The organism is Arthrobacter sp. 05T444 (assembly GCF_056395905.1).
In genome coordinates, this window is the sequence record NZ_JBFTKK010000004.1 from 145,969 (window position 1) to 168,142 (window position 22,174).

The following is a 22,174-nucleotide window of genomic DNA, read 5'->3' on the forward strand; positions in this document are numbered from 1 at the left end:
GGGTCAGGCGGCGCCGAAGCGGACCGCCGCCCTGGCCTTGGCCTTCGCAGCTTCCTCGGCCCGGTCCTTCGCCGGCGCGTGCGTCACGAGGGCGTCGAGCAGGTGCTGCGTTGCGTGCGCCACCTCATGCACGGCACGTTCGAAGGCTTCCTCGTTGGCCTTGGAGGGCTTGGTGCTGCCGCTGATCTTGCGCACGTACTGCAGGGCCGCGGCGTGCACCTCCTCCGACGTGGCGTGCGGTTCGTAGTTGTGAAGTGTATGGATGTTCCGGCACATACCCCCATGCTAGGCTCTGGACCGCCTGGGATCGACCCTCCGGGCACCATTCGGGAGGGGCGCGGCACCCATGGGAGGGCTGCATGGGGAGCGGTGCCCATCGACACCGTTTTGGGTTGGAGGATAGCTTTTAGGCAATGGATCTTCCGGACGAGCCGGAGGCCGCTGGGGATGCCGACTGGATCGGGTCCGTTGATTGAAGGAGATATCGAATGGCTATTTGGGGTGCAGACATTGCCCAGCTGAAGAACCTGGGCACCAAGCTTCAGGCGGGTTCGGCTGAGATCGAAAAGCAGAAGTCCCTGCTGACCAAGGTGCTCCAGGGCACCGACTGGAAGGGCCCGGACGCAGACAAGTTCCGCAGCGAATGGTCCGGACAGCACGCCGCCGCCCTTGCCAAGGTTGCGCAGGCGCTGGAAGAGGCCGGCAAGCAGGCCTCCCGCAACGCCACCCAGCAGGAAGAAGCTTCCCGCTAAGGCAGGATTCACGGGAGGGCCGGAGGGCCGGACGCCATGGCGTCCGGCCCTCCCGCCGTATAAGCATGCGCCGAGGGCGCCGTGCCGGACTCTTGGCGGAAAACGTCCTAGCGGACGGGCTCGACGTCGTTCGCGTGGTCGAGCGGCGCGGTCACGGCGGCCCCTGGTTCCGTCTGGCGGCCGGATCCCCTGAGCTCGTCGAGCCGGACCAGCACCACGCCGCCGACGATGAGTACCCCGCCGACCAGCTGGATCGCTCCCGGCAGTTCCCCCAGCAGCATCCACGCCCAGATCACGGCAAACAGCACCTCTGTGAGGGAGACGAAGGAGGCCACCTTGGAGCCCAGGGCGCGGGCCGCCATGATTCCCGATACATAGGCCACGACGGTTGCGAGCACCACGAGGCCACCCAGCGAAACCCACCACGGCGTGGTCCAGGGTCCCAGTTTCGTGTCGGCAGTGCTGAAGGCCATGGGCAGCAGGCCTGTGGCTGCCGCCAGCCACATGACTGCGGCCCCGACAAGAAGCCCGCCCGAGGCCAGCACGATCGGCGGAAGCGTGTCGTTTTCCTTTGCCGTGATGAAGAAGTAGATGGCCAGGCAGACGGCTGCCGCCATCCCCCAGAGCACGCCGACGACGTCAACCTTCACGGCACCGGTAAGGTCCAGCACCAGGGCCAGTCCGCCGAGCGACAGCAGGGTACCGGCGATGGTGAGGGGCCGCGGGCGCCTCCGGCTCGCTGCCCAGAGCCACAGCACGATGAGCACCGGGGCGAGGTACTCCAGCAGCAGAGCCACGCCCACGGAGAGCCGGGAAACCGCGTTGAAGTAGAACAGCTGGCACGCCGCCACGCCGATCAGGCCAAACAGCACGATGGTCAGCCAGTTCTCCCGCAGCTGGTGCCAGCGTCCGCGGAGTGCCGGGATGGCAGGGATCGCAAGGATGATGGCTGCGCCGGTCAGCCGGGCCGTGACTGCGGCGCCAGGGGTCCAGCCGGTTTCCAGGAGTGCTTTCGCGAATGATCCGGAAAGCCCGAACACGGCCGAGGAAAAGAGGGCCGTGCCGAGGCCTGACGCCATGAAGCCCCGCGCGCGGGCGGCTGCCGGGGCGGCCGGAGAGATCGAGGGGCCTGCCTGGAGCGGCATCTTGGCACGGTTGCTGGCTGCAGGCACAGCTGCCTCCTGTCAGGAGTAAAGTGGGGTATTGGTCATGACATTACGCCGGGCACTGTAAGGAGTCAAGATGGTTTTTGCCCCTGACACGGAGGTGGCGCTGCGCACCGCGGTGAACCTGATTAACAGCGCGGCAAACGGGGAGGAAAAGCTCGCCACCGTGACGGACCTGGACCAGTTCCTGGCGGCGGAGGGCTTCACCGGGTCGCGGACGAAGGACGCTGCCGAACTGGCGAGCGTGCAGGCTCTCCGGACGGAGCTCGCAAGACTCTGGACGGCCGACGAAGATACAGCCGTGGAGGGGGTAAACCGCCTCCTGCGCGAGGCGCATGCCCTGCCCCAGCTCCTTAAGCACGACCAGTGGGACTGGCACCTTCACGCCACCACACGCGAGGCGCCGCTGGCGTACAGAATGGGCACGGAGGCAGCCATGGCACTGGTGGACGTGATCCGCAGCAAGGAAATGGACCGCATGCTTTTGTGCGCGGCCGATGACTGTGACGCCGTGGTTCTGGACCTCAGCCGCAACCGGTCAAAGAGGTATTGCGACACCGGCAACTGTGCCAACAGGGCGCATGTGGCAGCCTATCGGGCGCGCCGGGCGGCAGGGGAGTAGGCGGATAGGTGCGACGGCGGCGCTAGGGGGTTTCGCCGTCGGGGTTTGAACTGTCAGCGGAGCGGGGAGTACTTGGCGGCGTCTGCGGGCCGGGGCCGCCGTAGCCATGGGACGGCCGCTTGGCCGAGCTGAGGTTCACGCCGGATCCCTTGCCCAGGTGCGCGGCGTTGTCCTTGTAGCTCATGGACAGCATGGCCGCGATGACAAGGGTGACAATGAATGCGATGCCGGCGCCCGTGAAAGCGAGGTCGAACCGCGGCGAGTGGGCACTGCCGCCCGAGGCGAAGATCAGCACGCCGAAAAAGGCCACAACACCCCAGAAGGCTGAGAACATCAGCGGTCCCTTAACCGAGGTCCGCGGATTGCGCGGTTGTCCTGGCATCTGGTTTGCCACGGTGTGTCCTCCCATGCGGGCGGCAGCGACACGGCCCACCCGTTTTGATGTGTGATTGTTCTACAAGGAGTAGAACCCTTACCTCTAGTTTACGGCCTTCGCGGTGGCCGTCCTCGCATCGTGCCTGAGCGAAAGGCCCGCAAGGATCCAAAGCACGCCCGAGATGATGGCGCCTCCGCCGGCAACCCCCAGCAGGGCGTGGGGACCAAGCGGGATAAAGAACGGCAGTGCGGCGGCAGTCCCAAGACCGACAAAGCCGGAGGTGACCCAGTCGCGGGCCAGGGTGTGGCGGCGCCGGAACCTCAGGCCCAGGTATAGTTCAGCGGCGCCCGCGAGGCCGATTCCGAGGGCCGCGATGACGCCGAAGAGCAGGCTCCCCTGCAGGATCAGCAGAGTGACGCCGGCGCCGATCAGGATGGATGCCGCCGCGGACATGGTCCTGCCGGGAGCCACGTCCCGGCGAAGGCCGGCCAGGGGGATGCCCCAGAGCAGCACGGCACCGGTAGCCAGAAGGTACAGCCCGCCGGCGAATCCCATTCCGGCCACGGAGGGCGCCGCCCAAAAAACGGTCACCGCACCGAAGGCCAGCGCCGCCGCCGCGCGGAGCAGCACGGGCTTCCACAGCTCCGCTTGGTGGGCAGTCACGGATGCCGGCTCGGCTGGGTTCACGGGGGAAGTCACCGCTCCAGTTTAGTGCGCCCCTGTGCAGCGTCGAACCTGTGCGGCGTCGAACCTGTGGGGAACGGGGCTCAGGAGCCCAGCACCATCCAGCGGTCCGTACGGGCCCGAAGCCCAAGAGTCACAGCCCTGGCCAGCATGTACCCCAGCGAAAAGGCAGCCCACACCCATACGAGCGCCGCGGCACCGCCTGCGCCCGCGAACGGGACCGCCAGGAGCAACGGGACGTACACCGCAAGGTTTATGACGCCGGCAATCGCCAGGTATTTCGCGTCGCCGGCCCCGATCAGCACGCCGTCGAGGACGAACACGTAGCCGGCGATCGGCTGCCCTGCGGCCAGCACCCAGAGTGCGAGCGTGAGCACGGACCGGACTCCTTCGTCGGAGGTGAACAGGGCGCCGGCAAAGGGGGCCGCCACCGCGAGCAGCACGCCGGTCACCACGCCAAAACCGGTGCCCCAGCGGATCATGGTGCGGGTCAGCAGCCGAGCCTTCGCCGGCTTGGAGGCGCCCAGCTCCTTGCCGATGAGAGCCTGCGCGGCGATCGCCAGGGCGTCCAGCGCGAAAGCCAGGAACGTAAACATGGTCATGGCCAGCTGGTGTGCCGCGAGGTTCACGGCACCCTGGGCGGTGACCACCAGCACGGTGGCCAGGATGGCGATCCGCAGACTGAGCGTCCGGAGCATCAGCCAGGAGCCCACCCTCGTCATGGACCGGATCCCGTGCCAGTCGGGCAGCAGGGAAACGCCGTGGTTTCGGGCGCTGCGCTGGACCATCACCAGGTACACGGCAGCCATGGCCCACTGCGCGATGCTGGTGCCCACAGCCGATCCGGTCACCGACCAGCCCAGGCCGTAAACCAGTACGAGGTTCAGCGCAACGTTCACGGTGAAGCCCGCGGTGGCCACCACCAGCGGGGTGCGGGTGTCCTGAAGTCCCCGCAGGACCCCCGTTCCTGCGAAGATCAGGAGCATCGCCACCAGCCCGGGCATGGACCAGCGCAGGTAGTCCACGGCGAACTGCCGGACGTCGCCGCCGGCACCCATGAGCCCCACCAGGGGTTCGGCCGCAAGGAAGCCCGCCACGGCCAGGACGGCGCCGAGCAGCAGGGCGAGCCAGACGCCGTCTCGTCCGGCGGCGAGTGCCTTGGCGAACTGGCCGTCGCCAACCGCCCGCGCCACTGCGGGGGTGGTGGAGTAGGCAAGGAACACCATCAGGCCCACCGCCGTGTGAAGCACAGCGGAGGCCAGACCCACGCCGGCCAACTGGGACACGCCGAGGTGACCCACGATGGCCGAATCGGCGAGCAGGAAGAGCGGCTCGGCGATGAGCGCTCCGAATGCGGGCACGGCGAGCCGCAGGATTTCGCGGGAATGGCTCGCTGGTTTCAGGTCCGAAACAGCGGTCGCAGGTGAGTCAGGCACGGTTTCAGCCTAGCGGCCGCCCCAACGAATGGTCCCCCGGAGCGCTGCGGGCAGGCCGCAGGCTGCCTTGCGGCGGGGCGGCCGCAGGCTGCCGGTAGGATTTCTGCAGTGCCCCTGACTGAGTCCCTCCCCCAGCCCGTTACCGTCTCCGTTGCCCGCACTGTGCTCCCCGGCCGTACGCGCCAGGCCAGTGCCTGGGCCCATGCCGGCCAGGAACTCGCCCGCGAATGGCCCGGCTACCTCGGATCCGGCTGGGTCCGCTCGGCGGCCGATTCGGATGAGTGGCACATGCTGTACCGTTTTGCCGATGCCGACCTCCTCAACGACTGGGAGCAGTCCGAGGAACGGCGCTGGTGGATCGACAGCGCCTCAGGCCTCGTGGAGATCACTCGGGTTGAGCGCCGCACGGGGATTGAGGGCTGGTTCGCGCAACAGGGCGACGTCCACCTTGCCGTTCCCGAAACCGTGGTGCCTCCCCGGTGGAAGCAGATGGTCAGCATCTTCCTGCCGTTCTTTCCGCTCAGCCTGCTGGCTAATTTCCTGCTTCACCCGGTGACCCAGGGCTGGCCGCTTGTCTTCCAGGTGCTGCTGGCCACCTGCCTCCTGACGCCGCTCATGACCTACATCTTCCTTCCCGTCACCACCCGGCTGCTGGGCCCGTGGCTCCGGAAGATGCGCTGACGGGGCGGACTTCCGCTGCGCGGCGGGCTTAGAGAATGTGGGAAAAGCCACAGCGCGTCACATTTAGTTGACACTTCAACCAATGACACGAGACAGTGGAATGGAAGCCGGCGATCCGATCGCCCGCTCATACGACCGAACGCAACCGATACGAACGGTGAAAATTTTCCATGAACCAGTCCACCCTTGCCACCACAGCCCTCACGATCCTGCGCGTCATTGTCGGATTCCTGTTCGCAGCCCACGGCTGGCAGAAGTTCAACGAGTTCACCATCGCCGGCACGCAGGCATCATTCACCAAGATGGGGATTCCTGCAGCTGAGGCCGCTGCCCCCATCGTGGCCACCCTTGAACTGGTGGGCGGTGTCGCACTGATCCTCGGGGTCCTGGCCCGGGTCTTCGCTGCACTGCTGGCCCTGGACATGCTCGGCGCGCTCTTCCTGGTTCACGCCCCGGCAGGCGTTTTCGCTGCCAACGGCGGCTACGAACTGGTCCTCCTGCTGGCCGCGGCCGCCCTCGCCGTAGCACTCGCCGGTGCGGGGCGCCTCTCGCTTGACCGCGCCCTCTTCGGCCGCCCCGGCTCGAAGCTGAACGTCCTCGCCTAGTCTTCCCCGGCAAAACGTCTTCTTCGAAAAAGGGCGACGGCGGCTGCGCACTTCGGTGCGCAGCCGCCGTCTTTCCTTGGACCTCCTTGAGGAACGGGTCTGGAGCCTTAGCCCGTAACGCCAGTCAGCTCGTCCGGAGCGTGTTCCAGCCCGCCTGTCCGGGCAGCCTTCGAGCTCCACCCCGCCCACAGACTCAAGAGTGGCCGCATCCAGCTAAGTGGCGTTTTAGAGATGCCCACCGGCGCTGCCCGGTCCGCTTGTGGCGTGCGGTGCAGCGTTTGTGTCGGTCCGGCTGCTGCGCGGCGCCCGGCGTCAGTAAGATCGCAGCATGAGCGAGACTGCGGCGAATTCCGTGACCCTCCGATTCCTTGCGGCCCCCACCGACGTCGGCCACAGCGGTTCCGTGGACGCCGGAACGGTCCTGGAGTGGGTGGACAAGGCTGCCTACGCAGCCGCCGTCGGATGGGCCAAGTCCTATTGCGTCACCGCCTACGTGGGCAACATCCACTTTGCGGACCCCGTGAACAGCGGCGACATGGTGGAAGTCACCGCCACTATCGTCTACACCGGCCGGTCCTCCATGCACATCCGCACTGTTGTTTCCTCAGGCGATCCCAAGGGCGGCCCGGCCACCATGCGGAGTCAGTGCATGGTGATCTTCGTGGCCGTGGGCGAGGACGGAAAACCCACCCCCGTCAAGCAGTTCGAGCCCACCACGGCGGAGGAACTCGAACGACGCGACCACGCCCTGGCCCGGATCAAGATCCGTGAACAGATCGTGGAAGCCATGAACGCACAGGAATATACGGACGCAGGCACCGCGGAGCGCGTTGTGCTGCGGTTTATGGCCGCACCCACTGACGTCAACTGGGGCGGGAAGGTCCACGGCGGCATCGTCATGAAGTGGATCGACGAAGCCGCGTACGTCTGCGCATCGCGCTACTGCGGCAAGGACACCGTGGCAGTGTTCTCCGGCGGGGTGCGGTTCTACCGCCCGCTGCTGATAGGGCATGTGGTGGAAGTGGAGGCACGGCTCGTCTACACCGGCACCAAAGGCATGCACGTGGCGGTACATGTCCGCTCGGGCGATCCCAAAAGCGGCGAACTCAACCTCACCACCTACTGCCTCACGGTGATGGTGGCCCGGGACGCCGAGGGCACCTCGGTACCCATCCCCGAATGGGTCCCGGTCTCTGACGAGGACAAGCGCCTCCAGGCGCATGCCCGCCACCTTCTGGAAATCCGTGCAGCGGCGCCGGGAAACCGTCTGCCGAACCACCTCCTGCAGCAGAGGGCGTAGCAGGCGCTCCGGCTAGAACCCGCCGCCTCCGGCGTCTGCTGCCATATTGGCGAAGCGGGAGTAGTGACCCTGGAAGGCGACCACGATGTCCTTGGTGGGGCCGTTACGGTGCTTGGCGATCAGGATGTCCGCCTCGCCGGCGCGCGGCGACTCCTTGTCATAGACGTCCTCGCGGTGGAGCAGGATGACCATGTCCGCGTCCTGCTCGATGGAACCCGACTCACGGAGGTCCGAGACCATGGGCCGCTTGTCCTGTCGCTGCTCGGAACCACGGTTCAACTGGGACAGGGCAATGACGGGGACCTGGAGCTCCTTGGCCAGCAGCTTCAAGGCACGGGAGAACTCCGAGACTTCCTGCTGGCGGGACTCAACCTTCTTGCCGGAGCTCATGAGCTGCAGGTAGTCGAGGATAACCAGCTTGAGGTCATGCTGCTGCTTGAGGCGGCGGCACTTGGCACGGATCTCCATCAGGGACATGTTGGGGCTGTCGTCGATGAACAGCGGGGCATCATTCATCCGGCCCATTGTGGTGGCGATCTTGGACCACTGCTCGTCCTTGATCGTGCCCTTGCGGAGGTCCTGCAGGCCGATGGTGGCCTCCGCCGAAAGAAGTCGCATGGCAATCTCGTTCCGGCCCATTTCCAGGGAGAACATGACGGTGGCCAGATTGTTCTTGATGGCAGCGGACCGGGCAAAGTCCAGGGCGAACGTGGACTTACCCACAGCAGGGCGGGCGGCGATGACGATCATCTGCCCCGGATGCAGACCGTGGGTCAACTCATCCAGTTCGTAGAAGCCCGTGGGCACGCCCGTCATGCCCTCGCCGCGGTGGCCCGAAGCTTCGATCTCGTCCACCGTGGATTCCATGACGTCCTTGAGGACCACGTAGTCCTCTGCAGTGCGCCGTTCGGCTACGGCGTAGATCTCAGCCTGGGCCTGGTTGACAAGGTCTTCGACTTCGCCGTCGGATCCGTAGCCCAGCTGGACGATCTTGGTGCCGGCGTTGACCAGCCGCCGCAGGACTGCGCGCTCGGCCACGATTTCCGCGTAGTATCCCGCGTTGGCAGCGGTGGGGACTGTCTGGATGAGCTCGTGCAGGTAGGCCGGACCGCCGATTCTGTTGATCTCGCCGCGCTTGGTCAGCTCGTCCGAAACCGTCACCGCATCCGCGGGTTCGCCGCGGCCATAAAGGTCGATGACGGCCTCGTAGATGGTCTCGTGGGCGGGGCGGTAGAAGTCCTGGCCCCGAAGGATCTCCACCACATCAGCGATGGCGTCTTTGGAGAGCATCATGCCGCCAAGCACGGACTGTTCGGCAGGAATGTCCTGTGGAGGCTTGCGGCTGCCTTCGGATCCGCGGGTGCCCTCGATTGAGTCCAGGTGCGTAACTGACAAAGCTGCCGTCCTCCATAGTGTCCGCAGTCCCCTGATGGAGGCCTGCGGCAAGTCTGCCGTGTGCCGTTGAACGCGCGTTTCCGCGAAAGCTGCAGCGCCGGCTAATGAAAAGTTGTACCAGCCAGCCCTGACAATTTAAGCCGGAAGCCGTGGCCTCGGCCGACGCCTCATCCACAGGTTTTCCACAGGGCACCGCGGATTATCCGAAACCCTGAAATGGGGGCCCCGGTCCGGTTGGCTGATGTGGAGCGCATGTCCCGATTCGGTGTCTCCGCTACGTTAGCGCCCGCCGGGCAACGCACAAAGCCCGGAGTTTTGCACGTCTGTGGATAACCTGTGCACAATGGGCCGCTGCTTGTGCACAGTCTGTGGGCGAAGGTGTGGATATCAAATTTCTTTCACGCCTATATGCAGCCTGACCTGCGGAAACGCCCGTCGAGGCCTGTGGACTCAAAATTCTTTTCTTGAACCTTCATCCACAGCCGGAACGCCGCGACTGGGGATACTCGCCGGTAATTTCCGCGTGTTGACCGCCGGGGATGGGCGGAATGTGATCATTATCGCGAACGCTCCCCGAACCGCTCCACGCCGGGCTGCGACGTTCGGCCACGTTCGGCCCGACAGGACCGCCGCATGCGTACCGCTGCATATGCTGTGGATAACGACTAACTGGCCTAAGCTCTATCTATGGGCGACGTTCTGATAGCCATAGTGCCTGTCCTCGTTCTGGCGGCGGTCCTTTGGGCCCTCTCCACGGCACTGAAGCCGCGCGACACCGGAATGTCGGAGGCCGACCGCTACCAGTTGGATCTGGCCAGGCGCTCACAGGCCCACTATGCGGCCCAGGTGCAGGCTGCGACGGCCGCGCGTGCACGGGTTGATGCGGCGACGCGTCCCAGCCAGAACGAGCAGCAGCAGACCCAACAGAACGATCACGCCCGGGCCGCGCTTCTGGCTCAGGCGGCCTCTGGTCCCGCCTCAGGCCACCCTGGCTACCAGGGGTACGTCCTGCCCGGGGGGCAGGTCAACGCGCAGTTGGCGCTCCAGCTGCAGTCGATGGCGCGTAACGGGCAAAAGCTCCAGGCCATCAAGCTCCTGCGCCAGGCAACGCACTCCGACCTTTTGACCGCCAAGCAATACGTAGATCGGCTTTAGAACCATGGAACCGCTCGTGATCCCCGTCCTGATCCTCGTGGCCGTCGCCGTCGCCCTGGCCTTCGCCGTCCGGGCATGGAACCGCCGCCAGCGGACTGCCGTCGGGCCGGCGCAAGCACCGCCGGACTCTGTCGAACTGGCCAGGGCGGCTGCGACCAAGCTGTCCGAGGACGAACACCGGAGGCTTTATGCGCTGATCGCGCAGGGACAGGCCATGGCTGCCATAAAGCTCTACTACGAGGTGTCAGGTCTCGGCCTTCGGGCCTCGCGGGACGCCGTGGCGGCCTTGGCTGCCCACCCCCAGCCATTCCATACCCCGGCGGCGGAGGCCAGCGAACCAGACCCCGACGACGAAACGCCGCAGCGGTTCCCCTACCGGTACCGGGCAATCGCGAGCAAGGGCGACGTCACGCGGGAAGTCAGCAGCAACATGCTGAACGACGAGATTTACGGCCGTATCCGGACCCTGGCCAAAAGCGGTAACACGGAGGCGGCGGCCACCGCCCTCTCCAGGCATTCGGACATCACCATGAAGCAGGCCCGCGAATTCATCGCGCTGTTGGACGACTGATCGTCCAAGTGGAGGACACGCCGCATTTCTGGGGCGTCTGACCGCTGAGTCTTCCTGCGCGGGCCAACGTCGCGCAGAACCCGCAAACGGTCAGAAATCGAAGAGGTCGCCCAGCCATCCTTCCTTCTTTTTTGGCCGCCGCCCGTCGTACTCGCGGTCATAGCCCTTGCCGTAGCCACGGTCGTCATAACGGGGCTTGTCGTAACCGGGCTTGTCATAGTTCGGCTGCTCATACCGGGGCCGTTCCCGCGGTGCCTCGTGGTTCTGGTACAGGGGAGGCGGGACCATGCCCGGAGCTGGCGGGGCCGGTACTGGCGGCGCCGCAGGCGCGCCCGCTCCCCCGAACGAGTCGGCCGCACGGTCAATGATCTTGTCCAGCTCCCCTCGGTCAAGCCATACGCCGCGGCACTGGGGGCAGTAATCAATCTCCACTCCACTGCGTTCGCTCATGATCAGGTCTACGGAATCAACAGGACACTTCATGACCGGCACAACGAGCGGGTCCCGGGAATAGTTCACCGGTCCGCACCACTACCGCGCGGCGGATATCCCGGCCAGCAGCTGTTCAAAAGGCAGCGACTCCAGGGGCGCCTGCTTCCTGCCGGGCTGCACCCCGTCCAGCAGGCCGGCAAACTCGCCCGCCGCCCGCCCGATTCGCGCCGAAAGGGGAGAGCCGCCGTCGTCCGTGTTCCCCCAGTCCTGGGGGCCGGCAAAGACGGCCGTCGGAGCCACCCTGGTGCGGAGGTAGCTGAACAGTGGGCGCATGGCGTACTCGAGGACCATCTGGTGGCGGTCGGTTCCGCCCGTGGCGCCCAGCAGCACAGCCTTCCCGTCCAGTGACTTGGGGTCCAGCACGTCGATGAAGGACTTGAAGAGGCCGCTGTACGAGGCGCTGAAGACAGGCGTGACCGCGATGATTCCGTCGGACGCCTCCACCCCGGCGATAACCTCTGCGAGGCGCGGAGCCGCGTAGCCGGTGACGAAGTTGTTGGCGATGTCCACGGCCAGATCGCGGAGTTCCACCACATCAACGGTCACCTCGTACCCGGCTGCCTCAAGCTGTTGGCTGGCGGCGCCGGCCAACTGGTCGGCCAGCAGCCTGCTCGACGACGGAACCCCCAGGCCGGCGGACAGAACGGTTATGCGGCGGGGCTCCACGGTGATCTCCTCAGGGTCGACTGTCTGCGACAGTGCATGCGTTTGCATCTACTCCCTCAACCCGGGCCCTTCCGTGTTTATTCCGGACTTCGGAGTTGGTGGCGGCGCTGCGGAGTGCGGGCCGTTCAGTTCGCGAACTATCAGCGCCGGCAGCAAGGCGACGTACACTGCCTCCATGGCGGAAAACAAGACGCAAGTAACCGGCGCCTCGGTGGATGAGTTCCTGGCCGGTGTGGAACATCCTGTCCGGCGCCAGGACGCCCTCCGGCTGCGGGCCCTCATGGCGGAGCTGACCGGCGAGGAACCCGAGATGTGGGGGCCCACCATCGTGGGATTCGGCAGGTACCACTACAAATACGACAGCGGGCGGGAAGGCGATGCCGCGGCGGTCGGATTCTCTCCGCGCAAAGCCAGCCTGTCCCTGTACGGTTTGAGCGCGGCACCGGAAGCCCCTGAACTCCTCGCGAGGCTGGGCAACCACAAGATGGGTGCCGGCTGCGTGTACGTCAACAAGCTCGAGGACATCGATGAAACCGCACTGGCTGAACTGATCCGGGCGGGTTACCGCTACTACACCACCGTGGTCCAACGCCACTGAACCGACCGTGACGGAAAGCGAAAGCCCCCGTTGTCGGGTTCCCGGGGGAACCGACAGCGGGGGCTTTCAGCAGTTCAGGACTGCGCAGCAATCTGGCTTAGAGCCGGAAAGACTACTTGCCTGCGACTACGTCGAGTTCGATCACAGCGGCAACGTCGTCGTGCAGACGGACGTTCGCCTGGTAGGAACCGACCGACTTGATGTGCGTCGGCAGTTCAACCTTGCGCTTGTCGATGCGGCCAAGGCCAGCGGCCTCAACAGCGTCAGCAACGTCGGCCTGCTTGACCGTGCCGAACAGGCGGCCGCTTTCGCCAGCCTTGACGACCAGCTTGACCGGCTTGGCGGACAGCGCAGCGGCCTGCTTCTGAGCATCTTCCAGGGAAGCGTGCTCGCGGGCGACGCGGGCAGCCTTGATGGACTCAACCTGCTTCTCGCCACCCTTGGACCAGGTCAGAGCGAAGCCGCGGGGCAGCAGGTAGTTACGTGCGTAACCGTCCTTGACCTCGATAACGTCGCCTGCAGCACCGAGACCGGTTACTTCGTGGGTCAGAATGAGCTTTGCCATGTTAGTTAATCCCTTCCTTAGCCGCGGCCAGCGCCGGAGTAAGGCAGCAGAGCAACTTCGCGGGCGTTCTTGATTGCCTGGGCGATCTTGCGCTGTTCCTGCACCGTGACGCCGGTGACGCGACGGGCGCGGATCTTTCCGCGGTCGGAGATGAACTTGCGCAGCAATGCTACGTCCTTGTAGTCGATGACGGTGATGTCAGCGGCCTTCAAGGGGTTGGACTTTGGTTTGGGCTTACGGAGTTCAGCCTTAGCCATCGTGGAGCTCCTATTCTTTGGAGCCCGTGGACATTGATCCACGGGATGGTGGTGGTCCGACGGCGGCGGTGACCAAAACGTGCCATATGGCACGCTTCAGGGGTTGCCGGCGTAGAACCTTTGATGTGTTTATTTAGAAGGGAGGTTCGGAATCCGGGCCGTTGCCCCAGCCGCCGCCTGCATTGCTGACCCCGGGCGTGGCCCAAGGGTCTTCCTGCGCTGCGGGCTGGTTGCCACCCCAGGTTCCGCCGGTGTTGCCGCCCTGGTTTGCACCCTGGCCGCCACCGAATCCACCGCCGCTGTTGCCGCCGCCGAAGCCGCCCTGTCCACCCTGACCGCCGGAGCGCTGGGTGCGGTTGACCTTGGCGTTGGCGTAGCGCAGGCTCGGGCCGATTTCATCGACCTCGAGCTCGATAACGGTGCGCTTTTCGCCCTCTTTTGTTTCGTAGGAACGGCTCTTCAGTCGGCCGGAAACGATCACGCGCATGCCCTTTGTCAGGGACTCGGCGACGTTTTCAGCTGCTTCGCGCCACACCGATGCGCGGAGGAACAGGGTTTCCCCGTCCTTCCACTCATTGGACTGGCGGTCAAAAGTGCGGGGCGTAGAAGCGATGGTGAAGTTCGCTACTGCCGAACCTGACGGTGTGAACCTCAGTTCGGGGTCATTGGTGAGATTACCGATGACCGTAATAGTGGTTTCGCCTGCCATCTACTGCCTCCTTGTTCGTTCCTGCGGGGTAAAGAATGAATGCCGGGAGCTGAAATTACTCAGCAACGACCTTCTGCTCTTCGGGGCGGGTGATCTTGGTGCGCATGATGGTCTCATTGAGACTCAGCTGGCGGTCAAGTTCCTTGGCGGTTTCCGGCTTGGCGGTGAAGTTCACCACGGCGTAGATACCTTCGGACTTCTTCTTGATGTCGTAAGCGAGGCGACGGCGGCCCCAGATGTCGACCTTTTCGATGGTTCCACCATCGTTGGTGATGACATTCAGGAACTTCTGAAGCGACGGCTCTACGGTACGCTCTTCGACCTCGGGGTCGATGATTACCATCAATTCGTAAGGACGCATATGTGAACCCACCTCCTTTGGGCTAAGCGGTTACGGCATTTCCGTAACAGGAGGTTCATTTGCGGTGCCGTGCAGGCCAGGCTCCAAAACGGAGGCAGGGCGCAGCACAGACTTCAATATCTTAGTGCATCGGGGAGGGATTCCGCGATTCGTGCTCTGACTCGAGGCTAACGTGCTGCTGCCGGCGGGTGCAGCAGCAGAGACTCCTATGTGGAAAACGTGACGCCGGTACTGACCGGCGCTGCACCCCGGGGAAGACGGCCACGGTTCCAGCCACATGACGGCCGGCTGTGGATAAATCACGCCCAAGGAAATACTGGAGCCATGACGATTCTGAAATCGGTCCTGCTGTTCACCCTTGCCGCGGCCGCGGAAATCAGTGGCGCCTGGCTGATCTGGCAGGCTGTGCGGGAGGACAGGGCATGGTGGTGGGCCGGACTCGGCGTCGTGGCCCTGGGGATCTACGGATTTGTGGCCGCGCTCCAGCCCGACGCCAATTTTGGCCGTGTCCTGGCTGCCTACGGCGGCGTATTCATCGTGGGCTCGTTGGCTTGGGGCGTGATCCTGGACAGCTTCAGGCCAGATCGCTGGGACCTCATCGGCGCCGCTGTGTGCCTCGCGGGCGTGGCTTTGATCATGTTCGCGCCGCGACAGGGCTGACTGCTGTTCACCCGCCGACGGCAACGCAAAACCGTCCGCGCGGCGGGCCTTAACGGCACACCGGGCGGACGGTTCGGGTATTCAAGCTGCGCGTTGCAACCGCGGACTACGACGTCGGCTCTGCGCCCACGCTGGCCGCTTCGGTTTCCGGAACGGCGGCTTCCAGAGGGCCGCTTTCCGCGTTGCCCCTGCGGTAACGCCATACGCCGATGCCGACCACGACCGCAGCGAGGCCGACTGACAGCAGGAGCGACTCCCTGGTGGATTCGAGAATCACCATGCCGATGATGAGCGCGACGATGCTGCCGATGGCCAACCACGTCAGGTAGGGGAACAGCCACATCTTCAGGGCAAGGTCCTTGGCGGCGGAACCCATCCGGCGGCGCAGGATCAGCTGCGACACGGCAATGACCAGCCAGACGAACAGCGCGATGGCACCGGAGGTGTTCACCAGAAACAGGAACACGGTGTCCGGAGCGATGTAGTTCAGGCCCACGGTAATGAAGCCCACCACGGTGGAGGCCAGAACAGCCGCGGCCGGCACGCCGCGGCGGGAGATCTTCATCCAGGACTTCGGGGCATCCCCGCGCCGGGAGAGTGAGAAGAGCATCCGACTGGCCGTGTAGAGGCCGGAGTTCAGGCAGGACAGCACGGACGTGAGCACAACGATGTCCATGATGGTGCCGGCGCCGGGGATGCCGAACAGTTCGATCACCGCAACATACGGGCTTTTGGCGACGTTGGCTGAGTTCCACGGCAGCAGGGTGACAACAATGGCAATGGAGCCGATGTAGAAGACCAAGATGCGCCAGACGGTGGACTTCACGGCCTTCTTCACGGCATCCACGGGGTTCTCGGACTCGCCGGCGGCGATGGTGGCGATTTCGGCGCCGAAGAAGGAGAAGACCACCACGAGGATGCCGGCGAGCACCGCTCCCGGCCCGTTCGGCAGGAAGCCGCCGTTGTCGGTCAGGTTGCTCAGTCCCGGTGCCGGAACGCCGGGGACCAGGCCCAGGATGGCTGCCACACCAAAGAGCAGGAAGAGGACAATGGCCGCGACCTTGATGGAGGCAAACCAGAACTCGAACTCACCGTAGGACTTCACCGAGCCAAGGTTGGTCAGTGTCAGCAGGACCATGAGGAGCAGGGCCCAGATCCACTGGTCGATGCCGGGAACCCAGCGGTGCATGATGGCGGCACCGGCGGTCGCCTCGATTCCGAGCACGATGATCCAGAACCAGGCGTAGAGCCAGCCGATGCTGAAGCCTGCCCAACTGCCCAGAGCCTTGTCGGCGTACGTGGAGAAGGATCCGGTCTCGGGATTGGCGGCAGCCATCTCACCCAGCATCCGCATCACCAGGATGACCACGATTCCGGCGGCCGTGTAGGCAAGCAGGATGCCCGGTCCTGCCTGCTGGATTGCGGCACCGGAGCCGACGAACAGCCCTGCGCCAATGACCCCGGCGATGGCGATCATGGACAGGTGGCGGGGTTTCAGGGATTTCGAGAGTTGCTGGTCAGCGTGCATGAATGCGCCGTCCTCTTGTTGATTTCAGATCTTGGGTGTGGGCCGGAGCCGGCAGGAGCGTGTGCCGCGTCCCACATGATGCGTCCCACATGATGCGTTTCACACTAGGCGAGCAGCCAAGGGCAGAGACTTATGCAGTCGCACAGTTTGCCTCGCCGGAAAACGGGCAGACTTCCAACGGGAAGTACTAATAGTCAACGCAAGTTTTCTGGGGCGGACTTTTGTAACGGAGCGGAAATCTTCGCCCAGCGGGCACATCTATGCCGGAACCGCGAAGAACCGTTCCGTCACCTTAGCAAGACGGTGCGGATCCTCCACGCCGCACAGTTCCCTCGCGGAGTGCATCGACAGGAGGGGCACCCCCACGTCCACGGTCCTGATGCCCAGCCGGGTGGCCGTCAGCGGCCCGATGGTGGAGCCGCACGGCATGACGTTGTTGGACACGAATTCCTGGTAGGGAACGCCGGCTTCGCCGCAGAGCCGTGCCCAGAGGGCGGCACCGGCGGCGTCCGTGGCATAGCGCTGGTTGGCATTGATCTTGAGCAACGGCCCCCCGTTGAGGAGGGGATGGTTGACGGGATCATGCCGCTCGGGATAGTTCGGGTGGACAGCGTGTCCGGCATCCGCGGAAACGCAGAACGACGCCGCAAACGCCTGCCGCCGCTGGCTCACCGACGCCCCCAGCCCGTCCGAAATGCGGACCAGGACGTCCTCGAGCACGGGCCCGCAGGCGCCCGAGCGCGACGCCGAACCGATTTCCTCATGATCAAACGCAGCAAGCACGGCAATCGGGGCCGGTACGGTGGTGGAGGAACCGCCCCCCGGCCGTGACGCGAGGGCGATAAGGGCCATCAGCCCGGCGTGCGTCGCGGAGAGGTTATCCAGCCGGCCGGAGGCGAAAAACTCGCCCTTGGCCCCGAAAACGGCAGCCGGCTGCGTGTCCGCAATGACGACGTCGTATCCCCCGATCTGCGCAGGGTCAACAGTCCCGGCGCCGGACACACGCTGGGCCAGGAGTCCCAGCAGGTCCTCCCCGGCTGGATCGCCGAGGCCGAACACCGGATTCATGTGCTGCTGCTTGTCCAGGGCCAAGCCCTCATTCACGGCACGGTCGAGGTGGATGGCGAGTTGAGGAAAGCGCAGGAGCGGACCGGTGGCGGTGAGGTGCTGGGTGCCGTCGAGCATGACCAGGCGTCCGGCAAGCTGCAGTTCGCGGTCCAGCCACGAGTTCAGCAGGGGTCCGCCGTAGACTTCCACGCCGGCCTGCAGCCAGCCGAACCTGCCGGTGGTGGGCTTGGGCTTGAGCTTGAAAGACGGCGAATCCGTGTGCGCGCCCAGAATGTTGAAGCCGGTGGTGGGGCCGGCACCATCGGGGGTCACCCAGGCGATCAGTGCGCCGTCGCGGATCACATAAAACTTGCCTGCCGCCGCTTCCCACGGCTCAAGCTCGTCCAGCCCGGTAAAGCCCGCCCCGTCCAGCCTCCGCGCCGCTTCGTGGACGGCGTGAAAGCTCGACGGCGATGCGCTGACATAGTCGCCCAGGTCCCGGATGTGGTCTGCGGCAGAGGTGTGGAGAGGCATGGCTCCGAGTCTAGCGCCGCGTTAGACAGTGACGTTGAGACCTGCGGTATAGCTGGCCGATACTGAACCCGACATGGTGGCGAGCTGGTAGATGCCGCCGTCGTCGCCGAAGACGTTGTCCGACTGCAAGGTGGTGTTGGGGAAATTCTGGGCGCTGGTCTCATAGCCAGGGGACGTGTAGACCACCTTGCAGGCCGCATCGGTCATCGCGATCTGCGAGACCGCCAGCACCTGCCCGGCCGCTGTGGCGTTATTCATGGATTCAAAGACTTCGAAGTGGATGTGCGGCCAGCGGCCGTTGTAGGCACCCGGGTAGACGGTCTTGAAGGTGACCTGCCCGTTAGCGTCCGCTTCCTGCACGCCGCGGAGGTAGTTCTCGTTTTCCAACCCGGAATCGTACAGGGAGTACTTTCCGTCCCGGTCACAGTGCCAGGCGTAGACGGCGGCGCCGGCCAGCGGAACGCAGCCGTTGGCGTTGTCGAGCAGGGTCAGCGTGACGGTCAGCGGTACGCCGTCGACCTTCGTGGCTGACGTACCGAAGCTGGACGTGATGTCCTGCCGCACCACGCCGGAGGCCTCGAGGACGTTCGGGCCGTTGGACCCGTCGCCCGGGTAGGGACCGGCCGTTTCCTGCGGGATCTCCACACCGCACTCGGCGATCGCCCGGGTCACCGTAGGGGAAGCTGTGGGGGATGCACTGGCGGAGGATGCGGCGGAAGCCGCGGGCGCCGTCGTCGTGCCCGTGGATCCGGCCGGCGCGGACGCCGAGGTTCCGGTGGTGCCCGCAGAACCGGACGACCCACCCGGCGTGCACGCAGCCAGCGCAGCAGCCGCCGTGCCGGCGCCAAAGAACATGCCCAGGGATCGCCTGCTCATCAGCGTCGTGAGGTCGAACTGGAGGCCACGGTCGTGGTCGGGATGCGGCCTGTGCGGGGAGTGCTGCACGTCGGGGGTGCGGGGTGATGTGCTCATGGATCCATGAAACGCCAGGCAGCTATGGCCCGCATAAGGCAATCCTGTGCGGAAGCTGTGCGCGGGGCGCCTGGCGGTACCTGCCGGCGGCCGGTTCAGTAGTCCGGGTTGCTGGGGGTCACGAGTCCTGTTTCGTAGGCATAGACCACGGCCTGGACCCGGTCCCGCAGGTGGAGTTTGGTGAGGATCCGCCGGACATGGGTCTTCACCGTGGCCTCCGAGAGGAAGTACCGGTGCGCGATTTTCGGCATTGGACAGGCCCTCGGCCATTGCCTCCAGCATTTCGGTTTCCCGCGGAGTCAGAGCTTCCAGCAGCGGATCCCGGTGGGCGGGGGTGGCGGCAGCCGCGGCCGGCGCGTTGGCAGCCGCACCACGGACGTAGGTTTCCAGGAGCCGTTGGGTAACGCGGGGCGCGACGACGGCGTCACCGCTGGCCACCACCCGCACGGCCTGGACCAGCTCGGACGGCGCCACGTCCTTGAGCAGAAAGGCCGACGCTCCGGCCTGCAGCCCGGCAAAAGCGTACTCATCGAGGTCGAAGGTGGTCAGGATGATGATCCTGGCGCACGAGCCGGAGACGGTGATGGCGCGGGTGGCCTCAATCCCGTCCAGGACCGGCATCCGGACGTCCATGAGAACGACGTCGGGCTTGAGCTCGCGGACCTCCCGGACTGCCTCGGCCCCGTCCGAGGCTTCGCCCACCACTTCCAGATCGTCTTCGCCCTCCAGAATGAGCCGGAAGCCCATCCTCAGTAGCGGCTGGTCATCCACCAGCAAAACCCGGATGCGTCCGGCGTCGCTCATTCTTCCCCCTTGTTGCCGTTGAGTGCCAGGACAGCCTTCACCCGCCAGCCGCCGCTGGTGGTCCGCCCAGCCTCCACGGTACCCCCGTAGATCCCGGCCCGTTCCTTCATGCCCGTCAATCCCTGCCCCGAACCAAGCGCGCCTGTGCCGGTGGGTGCGGAGCCGGTGCCCCGGCCGTCATCCACTACTTCGATGGTGACCGTGGACGGGTCACGGACCACCGTAACGTCAACGCGGCTCAGCGCCCTGCCATATCGCAGCACGTTGGTCAGCGACTCCTGAACAATGCGGTAGACGGTCAGCTGGAACGCGGCATCCGCCGGCAGCGCGGGTCCGGTGTGCGAGTAGTGCACGGGAAGCCCTGCCGCACGGAACCCGTCCAGGAGCTTGGCGAGGTTGTCCCCGGCAGCCAGCGGCTCGCGCGGCGCCTGCCCCGCGGACGCGTCGTCGCGCAGGACCCCGAGAACGCGGCGCATATCCGCCAGGGCGGTACGCCCGGTCCGGGACATCTCTGCCAAGACCTCTGCCGCGCGTTCGGGATCCTTCCGGACCACCACGGCGGCCCCGTCCGAAAGTGTGACCATGACGGTCAGCGAGTGCGCCACGACGTCATGCATTTCCCGTGCGATCCGGTTCCGTTCATTGACGGAGCCGAGCTTGGCCGCCTGGGCCGCCCACGCGGCAATCTCCTGTTCGTGTTCCCGGCGCTGGCGAACCGATATTCCGATGCCTGTGGCGAGAACGTTTGAGAGCGCGATGGTTGTGCCCGCCGCGATGCTTGAGATCAGCTGGAACTCTTCGGGCGACGTTGCAGAGGCGGGCAGTTCCCTCTCCAGCGGACCCACAGCCGCGAAGAAGTAGAGCAGCGCCAGCGGTGCCGTCGCGAGCGCAAGCGTAACCAGGGCGAACCGCCTGGTGCGCACCACGGCGAGGGCGTAAAGCGAGAACCAGAGCCCGGCGGAAACGTTGGTCCCCCAGGGATGCAGCACGGTGACAGCCACCTCCACGGCCGCAATGAACGCCACAAGAGGAACCGGATAACGTCGCCGGAGAAACAAGGACAGGGCGACGGCGGTGAGCAGCCCGGCTGCCAGCCAAACCCCGGCGCGTACGGCGTCCACCATGGTGGGTGTCACCAGCAGGAGATAGCAGAGAACCACCACGGCATCCATGACGCGCGGATGCTGGTGCAGGTAGCGGCGCAGGCGGCCGCGGCGCCTGGCCGCTATCTCGGCGAAGGACGCGCCGCCCTGGCCGCTATCTCGGCGAAGGACGCGCCGCCCTGGCCGGCCGGCGCGTCCTTCAGTGGAACAGCTTCAGTCATGAAACGAGCCTAGGCTCTGACCCTAGACGTCGCGGATTTTCAGCAGGATCGTGGCGAGGGCCAGCGGCACCACTACCCAGGCGCCCAGGACAAGTCCGGCCTGCCAGACTTCGAGGGTGTCCGGGACGTGCTCTACGGCCGTCAGGGGCGTCAGCGTGTTGCCGGGCAGGTACTTGCGGGCTTCCACGAAGAAGTCGCCCGGAATCAGCTGGAAGGCGATGGGTGCCACGAAGAACAGTCCCACGAGGCTCATGATGCCTCCGGCCGAGTTCCGCACCAGAGTCCCGAGGGCCATGCCGATCGCGGCCACGGCAGCCACATAGGCACTGTTGACGAGCAGCAGCTTGATTGACTGGGAACTGGCAAGATCCAGCTTCAGGCCGTAGTTGTCCAGGATCGGCACGGCAACCAGGCCCGCAACGTAGGTGGATACGGCCGTCAGGATGAAGGCGCTGACCATCACCACGGCGAGCTTGGCGACGAACGCGGGGATCCGTTTGGGCACGGCGGCAAACGTGGAGCGGGCCATTCCTGTGGTGAACTCGGAGCTCATGAGCAGCACGCCCAGCGAGCCAAGGATGAGCTGGGCGAAGGCGATGCCGGACGTGGGGACAGTGACTGCGAGGTCCCCGCCCTGGGCCGCCAGTGCTTCCGCCGCCTGGGGATCGGAGCCGGCCGCATCAGCGAACTGGCCGGTTCCCCAGGCGGACAGGGCGCCGAACCCCACCATCACCACGGCGGTGGCGGCGAGCAGGATCAGGGTGGACAGAAGCGTCCGGAACTTGATGAATTCAGAGTTCAGCACGCGGAAGAAACTGGGTCCAGGACCCGGGCTGGCGGTACGGGCGTTGCTGGAGTGCGCGGGGCCGGCGCTGCGGGGGCCGGGCTGGGCGACGGTTGATGTGCTCATGGCT

Annotated in this window: 26 protein-coding genes and 1 pseudogene; 9 read left to right on the forward strand and 18 right to left on the reverse strand. The window is 65.5% G+C overall.

The window, feature by feature from the left end; all coding sequences use genetic code 11:
• Positions 1-3: 3 nt before the first annotated feature.
• The gene (locus AC1DD3_RS05930) at positions 4-276 is read right to left on the reverse strand and encodes a DUF2277 domain-containing protein (RefSeq protein WP_230121453.1); all 273 of its coding nucleotides are present in this window, start codon (positions 274-276) and stop codon (positions 4-6) included.
• Between the two features lie 212 nt (positions 277-488).
• On the opposite strand from AC1DD3_RS05930, the gene AC1DD3_RS05935 reads away from it, so the two are divergent.
• A complete protein-coding gene (locus AC1DD3_RS05935; protein WP_230121454.1) occupies positions 489-752 on the forward strand; it encodes a hypothetical protein in 264 nt (87 codons plus the stop codon).
• 107 nt (positions 753-859) lie between these two features.
• On the opposite strand, the gene AC1DD3_RS05940 is transcribed toward AC1DD3_RS05935, so the two are convergent.
• Positions 860-1,897: an EamA family transporter gene (locus AC1DD3_RS05940; protein WP_230119169.1), complete on the reverse strand. Its 1,038-nt coding sequence runs from the start codon at positions 1,895-1,897 to the stop codon at positions 860-862.
• 97 nt (positions 1,898-1,994) lie between these two features.
• Here AC1DD3_RS05940 and AC1DD3_RS05945 point away from each other — a divergent pair, with 97 nt between their 5' ends.
• Entirely contained in the window at positions 1,995-2,540 is a 546-nt protein-coding gene (locus AC1DD3_RS05945) for a CGNR zinc finger domain-containing protein (RefSeq protein ID WP_230119165.1), read from the forward strand.
• A gap of 22 nt (positions 2,541-2,562) precedes the next feature.
• Here the strand turns inward: AC1DD3_RS05945 and AC1DD3_RS05950 are convergent, their stop codons facing one another.
• From AC1DD3_RS05950 to AC1DD3_RS05960, 3 genes are all read right to left on the reverse strand, one after another.
• Positions 2,563-2,934 carry a hypothetical protein gene (locus AC1DD3_RS05950; RefSeq protein ID WP_230119164.1) on the reverse strand — a complete coding sequence of 124 codons (372 nt, stop codon included), beginning with the start codon at positions 2,932-2,934 and terminating at the stop codon, positions 2,563-2,565.
• Positions 2,935-3,018: 84 nt separating this feature from the next.
• On the reverse strand, positions 3,019-3,615 hold the full coding sequence (locus AC1DD3_RS05955) for a hypothetical protein (protein ID WP_230119163.1): 597 nt from the start codon (positions 3,613-3,615) through the stop codon (positions 3,019-3,021).
• A gap of 68 nt (positions 3,616-3,683) precedes the next feature.
• Entirely contained in the window at positions 3,684-5,036 is a 1,353-nt protein-coding gene (locus tag AC1DD3_RS05960) for an MATE family efflux transporter (protein ID WP_230119162.1), read from the reverse strand.
• A gap of 108 nt (positions 5,037-5,144) precedes the next feature.
• Here AC1DD3_RS05960 and AC1DD3_RS05965 point away from each other — a divergent pair, with 108 nt between their 5' ends.
• The 3 genes from AC1DD3_RS05965 (at position 5,145) to AC1DD3_RS05975 (ending at position 7,622) form a co-directional block, all read left to right on the forward strand.
• Entirely contained in the window at positions 5,145-5,717 is a 573-nt protein-coding gene (locus AC1DD3_RS05965; RefSeq protein WP_230119161.1) for an antibiotic biosynthesis monooxygenase, read from the forward strand.
• Between the two features lie 170 nt (positions 5,718-5,887).
• Entirely contained in the window at positions 5,888-6,322 is a 435-nt protein-coding gene (locus tag AC1DD3_RS05970) for a DoxX family protein (protein ID WP_230119160.1), read from the forward strand.
• Between the two features lie 328 nt (positions 6,323-6,650).
• A complete protein-coding gene (locus AC1DD3_RS05975) occupies positions 6,651-7,622 on the forward strand; it encodes an acyl-CoA thioesterase (RefSeq protein ID WP_230119159.1) in 972 nt (323 codons plus the stop codon).
• A 12-nt stretch (positions 7,623-7,634) separates the two neighbouring features.
• Here the strand turns inward: AC1DD3_RS05975 and dnaB are convergent, their stop codons facing one another.
• Positions 7,635-9,017, reverse strand: a complete 1,383-nt coding sequence (dnaB, locus tag AC1DD3_RS05980) for a replicative DNA helicase (protein ID WP_230119158.1) — start codon at positions 9,015-9,017, stop codon at positions 7,635-7,637.
• 687 nt (positions 9,018-9,704) lie between these two features.
• Between dnaB and AC1DD3_RS05985 the strand changes: the two genes are divergently transcribed.
• Both AC1DD3_RS05985 and AC1DD3_RS05990 read left to right on the forward strand, forming a co-directional pair.
• On the forward strand, positions 9,705-10,172 hold the full coding sequence (locus tag AC1DD3_RS05985; protein ID WP_230119157.1) for a hypothetical protein: 468 nt from the start codon (positions 9,705-9,707) through the stop codon (positions 10,170-10,172).
• Between the two features lie 4 nt (positions 10,173-10,176).
• Positions 10,177-10,743 (forward strand): hypothetical protein, encoded by a 567-nt coding sequence (locus AC1DD3_RS05990; protein ID WP_230119156.1) that lies wholly within the window; start codon positions 10,177-10,179, stop codon positions 10,741-10,743.
• A 90-nt stretch (positions 10,744-10,833) separates the two neighbouring features.
• Here the strand turns inward: AC1DD3_RS05990 and AC1DD3_RS05995 are convergent, their stop codons facing one another.
• On the reverse strand, positions 10,834-11,226 hold the full coding sequence (locus AC1DD3_RS05995) for a TFIIB-type zinc ribbon-containing protein (RefSeq protein WP_290369767.1): 393 nt from the start codon (positions 11,224-11,226) through the stop codon (positions 10,834-10,836).
• Between the two features lie 48 nt (positions 11,227-11,274).
• Complete coding sequence (locus AC1DD3_RS06000; protein WP_476881219.1) at positions 11,275-11,901, reverse strand: FMN reductase; 627 nt, start codon at positions 11,899-11,901, stop codon at positions 11,275-11,277.
• A 175-nt stretch (positions 11,902-12,076) separates the two neighbouring features.
• Here AC1DD3_RS06000 and AC1DD3_RS06005 point away from each other — a divergent pair, with 175 nt between their 5' ends.
• Positions 12,077-12,499 (forward strand): DUF1801 domain-containing protein, encoded by a 423-nt coding sequence (locus AC1DD3_RS06005; RefSeq protein WP_476881182.1) that lies wholly within the window; start codon positions 12,077-12,079, stop codon positions 12,497-12,499.
• A 112-nt stretch (positions 12,500-12,611) separates the two neighbouring features.
• On the opposite strand, the gene rplI is transcribed toward AC1DD3_RS06005, so the two are convergent.
• From rplI to rpsF, 4 genes are all read right to left on the reverse strand, one after another.
• Complete coding sequence (gene rplI, locus AC1DD3_RS06010; protein WP_230119153.1) at positions 12,612-13,064, reverse strand: 50S ribosomal protein L9; 453 nt, start codon at positions 13,062-13,064, stop codon at positions 12,612-12,614.
• 17 nt (positions 13,065-13,081) lie between these two features.
• On the reverse strand, positions 13,082-13,321 hold the full coding sequence (gene rpsR / locus AC1DD3_RS06015) for a 30S ribosomal protein S18 (protein ID WP_003800144.1): 240 nt from the start codon (positions 13,319-13,321) through the stop codon (positions 13,082-13,084).
• A 133-nt stretch (positions 13,322-13,454) separates the two neighbouring features.
• The gene (locus AC1DD3_RS06020) at positions 13,455-14,030 is read right to left on the reverse strand and encodes a single-stranded DNA-binding protein (protein WP_018775330.1); all 576 of its coding nucleotides are present in this window, start codon (positions 14,028-14,030) and stop codon (positions 13,455-13,457) included.
• Positions 14,031-14,085: 55 nt separating this feature from the next.
• Positions 14,086-14,391 carry a 30S ribosomal protein S6 gene (gene rpsF, locus AC1DD3_RS06025; RefSeq protein ID WP_015939036.1) on the reverse strand — a complete coding sequence of 102 codons (306 nt, stop codon included), beginning with the start codon at positions 14,389-14,391 and terminating at the stop codon, positions 14,086-14,088.
• Positions 14,392-14,715: 324 nt separating this feature from the next.
• Here rpsF and AC1DD3_RS06030 point away from each other — a divergent pair, with 324 nt between their 5' ends.
• The gene (locus AC1DD3_RS06030) at positions 14,716-15,051 is read left to right on the forward strand and encodes a YnfA family protein (RefSeq protein ID WP_476881183.1); all 336 of its coding nucleotides are present in this window, start codon (positions 14,716-14,718) and stop codon (positions 15,049-15,051) included.
• A gap of 106 nt (positions 15,052-15,157) precedes the next feature.
• Here the strand turns inward: AC1DD3_RS06030 and AC1DD3_RS06035 are convergent, their stop codons facing one another.
• The 6 genes and pseudogenes from AC1DD3_RS06035 to AC1DD3_RS06060 all read right to left on the reverse strand — a co-directional run bounded on the left by AC1DD3_RS06035 (position 15,158) and on the right by AC1DD3_RS06060 (position 22,170).
• On the reverse strand, positions 15,158-16,579 hold the full coding sequence (locus AC1DD3_RS06035; protein ID WP_230119151.1) for an amino acid permease: 1,422 nt from the start codon (positions 16,577-16,579) through the stop codon (positions 15,158-15,160).
• Positions 16,580-16,837: 258 nt separating this feature from the next.
• Entirely contained in the window at positions 16,838-18,160 is a 1,323-nt protein-coding gene (locus tag AC1DD3_RS06040; RefSeq protein ID WP_230119150.1) for a M18 family aminopeptidase, read from the reverse strand.
• 21 nt (positions 18,161-18,181) lie between these two features.
• Positions 18,182-19,132 carry an intradiol ring-cleavage dioxygenase gene (locus tag AC1DD3_RS06045; protein ID WP_476881184.1) on the reverse strand — a complete coding sequence of 317 codons (951 nt, stop codon included), beginning with the start codon at positions 19,130-19,132 and terminating at the stop codon, positions 18,182-18,184.
• Between the two features lie 95 nt (positions 19,133-19,227).
• Positions 19,228-19,936: pseudogene (locus AC1DD3_RS06050) on the reverse strand (response regulator).
• On the reverse strand, positions 19,933-21,108 hold the full coding sequence (locus AC1DD3_RS06055; protein WP_476881185.1) for a sensor histidine kinase: 1,176 nt from the start codon (positions 21,106-21,108) through the stop codon (positions 19,933-19,935). Before AC1DD3_RS06055 ends, AC1DD3_RS06050 begins: the two are co-directional and overlap by 4 nt.
• A gap of 174 nt (positions 21,109-21,282) precedes the next feature.
• Entirely contained in the window at positions 21,283-22,170 is an 888-nt protein-coding gene (locus tag AC1DD3_RS06060; protein ID WP_230119146.1) for an ABC transporter permease, read from the reverse strand.
• Between the last annotated feature and the right edge of the window lie 4 nt (positions 22,171-22,174).

Coding starts and splice junctions, on each gene's coding strand:
- AC1DD3_RS05930 (WP_230121453.1), bottom strand. CDS start 276: ATGTGCCGGAACATCCATACACTTCACAACTACGAACCGCACGCCACG.
- AC1DD3_RS05935 (WP_230121454.1), top strand. CDS start 489: ATGGCTATTTGGGGTGCAGACATTGCCCAGCTGAAGAACCTGGGCACC.
- AC1DD3_RS05940 (WP_230119169.1), bottom strand. CDS start 1,897: ATGCCGCTCCAGGCAGGCCCCTCGATCTCTCCGGCCGCCCCGGCAGCC.
- AC1DD3_RS05945 (WP_230119165.1), top strand. CDS start 1,995: ATGGTTTTTGCCCCTGACACGGAGGTGGCGCTGCGCACCGCGGTGAAC.
- AC1DD3_RS05970 (WP_230119160.1), top strand. CDS start 5,888: ATGAACCAGTCCACCCTTGCCACCACAGCCCTCACGATCCTGCGCGTC.
- AC1DD3_RS05975 (WP_230119159.1), top strand. CDS start 6,651: ATGAGCGAGACTGCGGCGAATTCCGTGACCCTCCGATTCCTTGCGGCC.
- AC1DD3_RS05985 (WP_230119157.1), top strand. CDS start 9,705: ATGGGCGACGTTCTGATAGCCATAGTGCCTGTCCTCGTTCTGGCGGCG.
- AC1DD3_RS05990 (WP_230119156.1), top strand. CDS start 10,177: ATGGAACCGCTCGTGATCCCCGTCCTGATCCTCGTGGCCGTCGCCGTC.
- AC1DD3_RS05995 (WP_290369767.1), bottom strand. CDS start 11,226: ATGAAGTGTCCTGTTGATTCCGTAGACCTGATCATGAGCGAACGCAGT.
- AC1DD3_RS06005 (WP_476881182.1), top strand. CDS start 12,077: ATGGCGGAAAACAAGACGCAAGTAACCGGCGCCTCGGTGGATGAGTTC.
- rplI (WP_230119153.1), bottom strand. CDS start 13,064: ATGGCAAAGCTCATTCTGACCCACGAAGTAACCGGTCTCGGTGCTGCA.
- rpsR (WP_003800144.1), bottom strand. CDS start 13,321: ATGGCTAAGGCTGAACTCCGTAAGCCCAAACCAAAGTCCAACCCCTTG.
- AC1DD3_RS06020 (WP_018775330.1), bottom strand. CDS start 14,030: ATGGCAGGCGAAACCACTATTACGGTCATCGGTAATCTCACCAATGAC.
- rpsF (WP_015939036.1), bottom strand. CDS start 14,391: ATGCGTCCTTACGAATTGATGGTAATCATCGACCCCGAGGTCGAAGAG.
- AC1DD3_RS06030 (WP_476881183.1), top strand. CDS start 14,716: ATGACGATTCTGAAATCGGTCCTGCTGTTCACCCTTGCCGCGGCCGCG.
- AC1DD3_RS06035 (WP_230119151.1), bottom strand. CDS start 16,579: ATGCACGCTGACCAGCAACTCTCGAAATCCCTGAAACCCCGCCACCTG.
- AC1DD3_RS06040 (WP_230119150.1), bottom strand. CDS start 18,160: ATGCCTCTCCACACCTCTGCCGCAGACCACATCCGGGACCTGGGCGAC.
- AC1DD3_RS06045 (WP_476881184.1), bottom strand. CDS start 19,132: ATGAGCACATCACCCCGCACCCCCGACGTGCAGCACTCCCCGCACAGG.
- AC1DD3_RS06055 (WP_476881185.1), bottom strand. CDS start 21,108: ATGGATGCCGTGGTGGTTCTCTGCTATCTCCTGCTGGTGACACCCACC.
- AC1DD3_RS06060 (WP_230119146.1), bottom strand. CDS start 22,170: ATGAGCACATCAACCGTCGCCCAGCCCGGCCCCCGCAGCGCCGGCCCC.